This is a genomic window from Rhodoplanes elegans, from assembly GCF_016653355.1.
GTDB classification, from domain to species: Bacteria; Pseudomonadota; Alphaproteobacteria; order Rhizobiales; family Xanthobacteraceae; genus Rhodoplanes; species Rhodoplanes elegans.
The window spans coordinates 1-6,876 of the sequence record NZ_NHSK01000142.1 but is presented as its reverse complement, the minus strand read 5'-3'; the positions used below and the strand labels follow the sequence as shown (position 1 = coordinate 6,876).

Here is a 6,876-nt window from a genome sequence, read left to right as displayed (position 1 = left end):
CCTGCCGGTCGCCGCCGTCGTCGCGACCCTCGGCTCCGACGCCGCGCGAGGACTGCGTCAGGCCGAGGCGGAGCGCCGGCTCGCCGAGCACGGCGAGAACCGCCTGAAGAGCGCGCCCGAGACCCCGTGGTGGCGCCGCCTCGCCGAGCAGTTCCAGGACTTTCTGGTGATCATCCTCCTGGTCGCCACCGTCATCTCCGGCGTCGAATGGCTGCTCCAGGAGCCGCGCGAATCCGCCCTGCCCTACGAGGCGATCGTCATCATGGCGATCGTGCTGCTCAACGCCCTGCTCGGCTTCGTCCAGGAGGCGCGCGCGGAGAGATCGGTGCGCGCCCTGATGGCGCTCGCGGCACCCGAATCGACCGTGGTGCGCGACGGCGAGCGCCAGCGCATCCCGGCGCACGACATCGTCCCGGGCGACGTGCTGCTCGTCGAGGCGGGCGACCGCATTCCGGCCGATGCGCGAGTGATCGAGGACGCCAACCTGCGCACCGACGAGGCGGCGCTGACCGGCGAGAGCGTGCCGGTGGTCAAGGACGCCGCCGCGATCGACCACGAGGTCGGCCTCGGCGACCGCAAGAACATGCTCTATGCCGGCACCACGGCGACCTACGGGCGCGGCCGCGCCATCGTCGTCGCGACCGGCATGGGCACCGAGGTCGGCAAGATCGCCGAGCTGATCGAGGGCGCCGAGAAGCAGGCGACGCCGCTGCAGAAGGAGCTCGACCGCACCGGCAAGCGGCTCTCGATCATCATGCTGGTGATCTGCGCGGTCGTCTTCGCGACCGGCCTCTTGAAGAACCCGGTCACCGATCTCGACGCGATCCTCGGCCTCTTCCTGTTCGCCGTGGCGCTCGCCGTCGCGGCGATCCCGGAGGCGCTGCCGGCGATCGTCACGGTCGGGCTCAGCCTCGGCGTGCGCCGGATGGCGCAGAGCAACGCCATCGTCCGCAAGCTGCCGGCCGTCGAGACGCTCGGCGCCGCGACGGTGATCTGCAGCGACAAGACCGGCACGCTGACCCGCAACGAGATGACGGTGCGCACCGTGCTGGCCGCTGGCGCCGTGGTCGACGTCTCCGGCAGCGGCTACGTGCCCGAAGGCGACTTCACGGTCGCGGGCGCGCCGCTCTCCGGCCGGCCCGCGCTGGAGCAGGCGGTGACGCGCACGCTGCGGGCCGCCGCCCTCGTCAACGACGCGACGCTGACGAGGCGCGACGGCCGCTGGCAGGTGCAGGGCGATCCGACCGAGGGCGCCCTGGTGGTCGCCGCCCGCAAGGCGGGGCTGACCGAGGCGACGCTTGCGACGCTGCCGCGCATCGCCGAGATTCCGTTCACGTCGGAGCGCAAGCGCCACGCCACCCTGCACGCCGATCCGGCCCGGCCCGGGATGCTCACCCTGTGCGTGAAGGGCGCGCCCGAGGTGCTGCTGCCGCGCTGCCGCGAGCTGTTCGACGGGGCCGGCCTCGTCCCGCTCGACGACGCCGGCCGCGCCGCCGTGACGGCGCAGAACGACGCTCTCGCCGCGCAGGCGCTGCGCACGCTCGCGGTCGCGACGCGGACGCTGCGGGCCGAGACGCTCGGCCTCGACCCGGCCGCCGTCGTCACCGGCACGGTCGGCGACATCGAGCTGCCCGAGGACATCGAGGACGACCTCGTGCTGCTCGGCCTCGTCGGCATGATCGACCCGCCGCGCGCCGAGGCCAAGGAGGCGGTCGCGACCGCCAGGCGCGCGCACATCCGCACCGTGATGATCACGGGCGACCATCCGGCGACCGCCGAGGCGATCGCCCGCGAGCTGGCGATCGTCGAGCCCGGCACCCGCGTCGTCACCGGCGCGGAGCTGCGGCGGACGAGCGACGCCGCGCTCGACCGCATCGTCGAGGACGTGCGGGTGTTCGCCCGCGTCGACCCCGACCACAAGCTGCGCATCGTCGAGGCGCTGCAGCGGCGCGGCCACATCGTCGCGATGACGGGCGACGGCATCAACGACGCGCCGGCGCTGAAGACGGCGAACATCGGCGTCGCCATGGGGATCACCGGCACGGACGTCTCCAAGGAGGCCGCCGACATGGTCCTCACCGACGACAACTTCGCCAGCATCGTCAAGGCGATCGAGGAGGGTCGCGGGATCTTCGACAACATCCGCAAGTATCTCGTCTACCTGCTCTCGTCGAACGCCGGCGAGCTGCTCACCATGTTCGCGGGCGTGATGTTCGCCGGCCTGCTCGGGCTCGCCTCGGCGAACCACGGCCTGTTCCTGCCGCTGCTCGCGGCGCAGCTCCTGTGGATCAACCTGATCACCGACGGCCCGCCCGCGCTCGCCCTCGGCATCGATCCCAAGGACGCCGACGTGATGAGCCGCAAGCCGCGGGCGCGCGGCGCCGGCGTCATCGGCACGGCCGACTGGGTGCGGATCGGCGGCGTCGGCCTGGTGATGATGGTCGGCACGCTCCTGGTGCTCGACGCCTACTATCCGGGCGGCATGATCACGCTGTTCGCCACGGAGGCGGCGCCGAATGCCGCCGACGAGGCCTATGCCCGCACCATGGCGTTCACGACGCTGATGATGTTCCAGCTCTTCAACGTCTTCAACGCCCGCTCCGGCCATCGCAGCGCGTTCGTCGGGCTGTTCGCCAATCCATGGCTGATCGCCGCCGTGGCGTTCTCGCTCGCCGCCCAGATCCTGGTGGTCTACGCGCCGTTCATGCAGGCCGCCTTCCACACCGTCGGCCTCACGCTCGGCGACTGGGGGGTGGCGACGGCGGTCGGGGCGACGCTCCTCGTGGTGATGGAGATCGTGAAGGCGGGCTTGCGCCTGCGCGGTGTCGAGGAGGCGTGAGGCTTCCTCGTCGACCTCTCCCCGCCGGGGAGAGGGAGCTCCGCCGCACTCGGCAATTCGTCAAAGGATGCCGGCAACGCCCTCCAAAGCGACCGAACAAAAAAACGGCCCCGGTCGCCCGGGGCCGTTCTCATTGTCGATATCGGTGCGACGAGCGCGCCCGAATCACGCCTCGTGTTCGGCGACCTTCTCGGCCGCGCGGGCCTGCTTGGAGCGCCGCCACAGGCCGCCGACCACCAGCACCAGCACGGCGCAGACCGCCGCCGCGGCGAGCTCGACCTGGTGGGCGCCTTCGGTGCCGAAGCGCGCGACCAGGAGCGGCTCGACCGCCGGGTCGGTCGCCAGCACCTCGCCCGTGATCCAGCCGAGCAGCGCCGCACCGGCCCAGATCAGGATCGGGAAACGGTCGAGCAGGCCCATGATCAGCGCCGCGCCGGCGATGATCAGCGGCACCGACACGGCGAGGCCGAAGACCAGCAGCAGAAGGCTGCCGCCCGCCGCCGCCGCGATGGCGATGACGTTGTCGAGACTCATCACGATGTCGGCGATGGCGACCATGCGCACCGCGCGCCACAGATGGTCGGCCGCCTCCACCTCGCCGTGCGAGTCGTCCGGCACCAGAAGCTTGCAGGCGATGTAGAACAGCGCCAGGCCGCCGGCGATCTTCAGGTACGGCATCGTCATCAACGAGGCGATGATGATGGTGAACAGGATGCGCAGGCCGACCGCCACGCCGGCGCCCAGGATCATGCCCCAGAAGCGCTGCTTCGGCGGCAGGCTGCGGCACGCCATGGCGATCACCACGGCGTTGTCGCCCGAGAGCAGGATGTTGATCCAGATGATCTTCCCGACCGCAACCCAGAACGACGGGGCGGCCATTTCGGCCAATCCGCTCTGCAGGACGGCGCTCCAATAGGCCGGATTCAGATAGTCAGCCGCGATCATGGTCAGCCTCGCTGGCGGCCGGCCGAACCTCCGGTCCGCACATCACACTATACCACCGAACCAGACACAACCATGGCGCGACGAGGATCCTCGCCGACCAGTTGCAGAAGGTCAGCCGACGATCTCGTTGCCCGAGAAGAACTGGGCGATCTCGATGGCCGCCGTCTCGGGCGCGTCGGAGCCGTGCACCGAGTTCTCGCCGATCGACTTGGCGTGGACCTTGCGGATGGTGCCCTCGGCCGCCTTGGCCGGATCGGTGGCGCCCATGACCTCGCGATAGCGCGCGATGGCGTTGTCGCCTTCGAGCACCTGGACCACGACGGGTCCCGAGATCATGAAGTCGACCAGCTCGCCGAAGAACGGCCGGGCGCTGTGGACGGCGTAGAAGGTCTGCGCCTGCTCGCGGGTGATGCGGACGCGCTTCTGGGCGACGATCCGGAGTCCGGCCTGCTCGATCATGGCATTGATCGCGCCCGTGATGTTGCGGGCGACGGCATCCGGCTTGATGATGGAAAAGGTGCGCTCGACGGCCATCTCAACTCCCCTACAGCGGCCCTAGCGTGGGCGGCTCATACCCCTGTGGCAAAGCCGCGGCAACGGCCTGCGGCGCAGAGCAGCTATAAAGCGACAGCCTGCCGAGAGGAACACCCCGGCGGCCAGAAAATTGTGCCCTCGTACCGCTGAAATCCGGTTCTACCAGTGGGTGCCGAAACACCGCGGGGAACGCCCCGGGGTCGTTCGGCGAGGGTCGAGGAGGTCGTGCGATGCGCGTCCTGTTTGCGTTCGTTCTGGGCTTCACCGTCGCGGTCGGCGGCGCCTATCTGCGCGACAGCACAGTGGCGGCGAGCGAGCGCCGCTTCGTCAACTGGGACGTGGTGAAGGAGTCGACCGACGCGGCCACGGTGCAGCTTCGCGAGCAGTGGAGCCGCCTCACCGGGCGCTGACGGGCCCGAGCCGCGGCAGACGACGCGGCCCTCGCCGACGGCCGCCCCCGACGGCCGACCGCTCGCTGTGCTGCAGGTCGGCGGGCTACGGCTCGGTGGCCTGCCACTGGGCCATGGCGTCGTCGGAGAGGAGGCTGAGGCGGACCTTGTCGTCCACCTCCTCGACCCAGGCGAGTGGAACCAGGTGATGGCGGCCGCCGGCTTCCGGACCAGTCCGAGCCAGCATGATGTGATCGCCGTCGAGGCGATCCACGGTTCCGACCGGCAGGTCGTCGGCCCCGACAACGTCCATATGCGCCTGGATGTCGTTGTGCAGCATGGGGAACTCCTCGATGATGATGTGCCGGATCAACCGGACCCCGCGACGGCGGTTCCGGCCGGCGCCCGAACGGCGGTGAGGAATTTGCGATGCGCGCAGTCTGGTACGAGCGGAACGGTCCCGCCCGTGAGGTGCTGACCGTCGGCGAGATGCCGACCCCGGAGCCCGGTCCCGGCGAGGTGCGGGTCCGTCTCGCGACCTCGGGCGTCAATCCGTCCGACGTGAAGGCGCGCGAGGGCCGCACCCGCAAGATCGCCTTCCCGCGCGTGATCCCGCACAGCGACGGCGCCGGCGTCATCGACGCGGTCGGCGCCGGCGTGCCGGCGGCGCGCATCGGCGAGCGGGTGTGGACCTGGAACGCGCAGTGGAAGCGCGCCTTCGGCACCGCCGCCGAGCTCGTCGCGCTGCCGAGCGCGATGGCCGTCCCCCTGCCCGACGACATGAGCTTCGAGGCCGGCGCCTGCCTCGGCATTCCGGTGATGACGGCGGCCCATGTGATCGCGACCGCGCAGGCGGACGTGGCCTCGACGCTGCTGATCAGCGGCGGCGCCGGCGCCGTGTCGCATTACGCCATCCAGCTCGCCAAGATGCGCGGCGCCGTGGTGATCACCACGGTCAGCTCGCCCGAGAAGGCGGCGCTCGCCCGCGCCGCCGGCGCCGACCATGTGATCGACTATCGAGGCGAGGATGTCGGCGCGCGGGTGAAGGAGCTGACCGAGGGGGCCGGCGTCGACGCCGTGATCGAGCTCGACATCGCCGCCAATGCGGCGCTGCTGCCGGGCGTGCTGCGGCCGCGCGGAAAAGTCGTCGTCTACGGCACCGGCGCTATGGACGGCGGCGTGCCGCTCTACTTCTTCCTGGCGAACCAGATCACGCTGCAGTTCGTGTTCGTCTACGAGCTGACGGCGCAGGAGCGCGCGACGGCGCTCGCGATCATCGCCGAGGCGCTCGCCTCGGGACGGCTCGTCCACAACATCGCGGCGACGATGCCGCTCGCCGCCGCCGTCGACGCCCACGAGGCGGTCGAGAGCGGGCGGGTCGCGGGGAACGTGGTGCTGACGATCTGAGATCCGAGGACGGGCGTCCGGAACGCCGGACGCGGCGCCATCGGCGCCGCGTCCGAGTGGTTCAGCGGCTCACTGGCCGTACTTCTCGAGCACCTTGCGGCACGGGACGCTGAGCTTCTGGCGCTGCGACTGGAAGCAGCTCAGCACCGCCATGTCGTCGCCGAGATAGGGCTTGCACAACGTGGTGGCATCGCGTTGGCAGGCCTTCTGATCCTCGTCGGTCCCGCGCGAAGCGGGCAGCGGCAGCGGAAACCGCGACTGGGCCAGCGCCACCGAGGACGCCAGGACGGCGGGAGCGACGACGAGAACGGCCAGCAAACGAAGCATTGGACCTCCTGTGCGCCGAAACATCGGCCACCGCGAATCATCATCCGCGGCTTTTATATCATTCGGATTGTCGGATCGGATTCACGCACCGGACGCTGCCCGGCCCGCTCTCCCCCACCGGCGCCACAGGCCGCGGCAATGCGGCTTTCATGTGAACGCGGCCGCAACCGGGCCATCAGCGCGCCCGTGAACGTGGAGATGAACCGCCGATGAACGCCGACGTGTGTTGGCGTACACCTCCGATCGCGATTCGAAAGCCTCCAGGAACCGCCGTGATGACGGGGCGTTCGGACTTCGTCGGGAGCACCCGACAGCATGGGGTTCACACCATCTGGAGGAAGGCTCGATGAAAACGAATCGACTTCTGATTGCGACCGCCATCTCGGCACTCGTCGCGGGGACCAGCCTGGCCGTTGCGCAGAGCGGCGGTGGTGG

Annotated in this window: 7 protein-coding genes; 3 read left to right on the top strand and 4 right to left on the bottom strand. The window is 70.3% G+C overall.

Annotated elements, in window-relative coordinates:
• A partial coding sequence (locus tag CCR97_RS32115) for a cation-translocating P-type ATPase (protein ID WP_338049097.1) occupies positions 1-2,839 on the top strand: 2,839 nt, incomplete at its 5' end.
• A gap of 165 nt (positions 2,840-3,004) precedes the next feature.
• Here CCR97_RS32115 and CCR97_RS17735 read toward each other — a convergent pair.
• Both CCR97_RS17735 and ndk read right to left on the bottom strand, forming a co-directional pair.
• Positions 3,005-3,718 carry a TerC family protein gene (locus CCR97_RS17735; RefSeq protein ID WP_244670530.1) on the bottom strand — a complete coding sequence of 238 codons (714 nt, stop codon included), beginning with the start codon at positions 3,716-3,718 and terminating at the stop codon, positions 3,005-3,007.
• A gap of 177 nt (positions 3,719-3,895) precedes the next feature.
• Positions 3,896-4,318, bottom strand: coding sequence for a nucleoside-diphosphate kinase (gene ndk / locus CCR97_RS17730; RefSeq protein WP_111359056.1), 423 nt, complete (start codon positions 4,316-4,318; stop codon positions 3,896-3,898).
• A 230-nt stretch (positions 4,319-4,548) separates the two neighbouring features.
• Here ndk and CCR97_RS17725 point away from each other — a divergent pair, with 230 nt between their 5' ends.
• Positions 4,549-4,728, top strand: a complete 180-nt coding sequence (locus tag CCR97_RS17725; protein ID WP_111359055.1) for a hypothetical protein — start codon at positions 4,549-4,551, stop codon at positions 4,726-4,728.
• Between the two features lie 85 nt (positions 4,729-4,813).
• Here the strand turns inward: CCR97_RS17725 and CCR97_RS17720 are convergent, their stop codons facing one another.
• Entirely contained in the window at positions 4,814-5,047 is a 234-nt protein-coding gene (locus CCR97_RS17720) for a DUF2171 domain-containing protein (RefSeq protein WP_111359058.1), read from the bottom strand.
• A gap of 89 nt (positions 5,048-5,136) precedes the next feature.
• Here CCR97_RS17720 and CCR97_RS17715 point away from each other — a divergent pair, with 89 nt between their 5' ends.
• Positions 5,137-6,114 carry an NADPH:quinone reductase gene (locus tag CCR97_RS17715; RefSeq protein ID WP_111359054.1) on the top strand — a complete coding sequence of 326 codons (978 nt, stop codon included), beginning with the start codon at positions 5,137-5,139 and terminating at the stop codon, positions 6,112-6,114.
• A 69-nt stretch (positions 6,115-6,183) separates the two neighbouring features.
• On the opposite strand, the gene CCR97_RS17710 is transcribed toward CCR97_RS17715, so the two are convergent.
• A complete protein-coding gene (locus tag CCR97_RS17710; RefSeq protein ID WP_244670529.1) occupies positions 6,184-6,441 on the bottom strand; it encodes a hypothetical protein in 258 nt (85 codons plus the stop codon).
• Between the last annotated feature and the right edge of the window lie 435 nt (positions 6,442-6,876).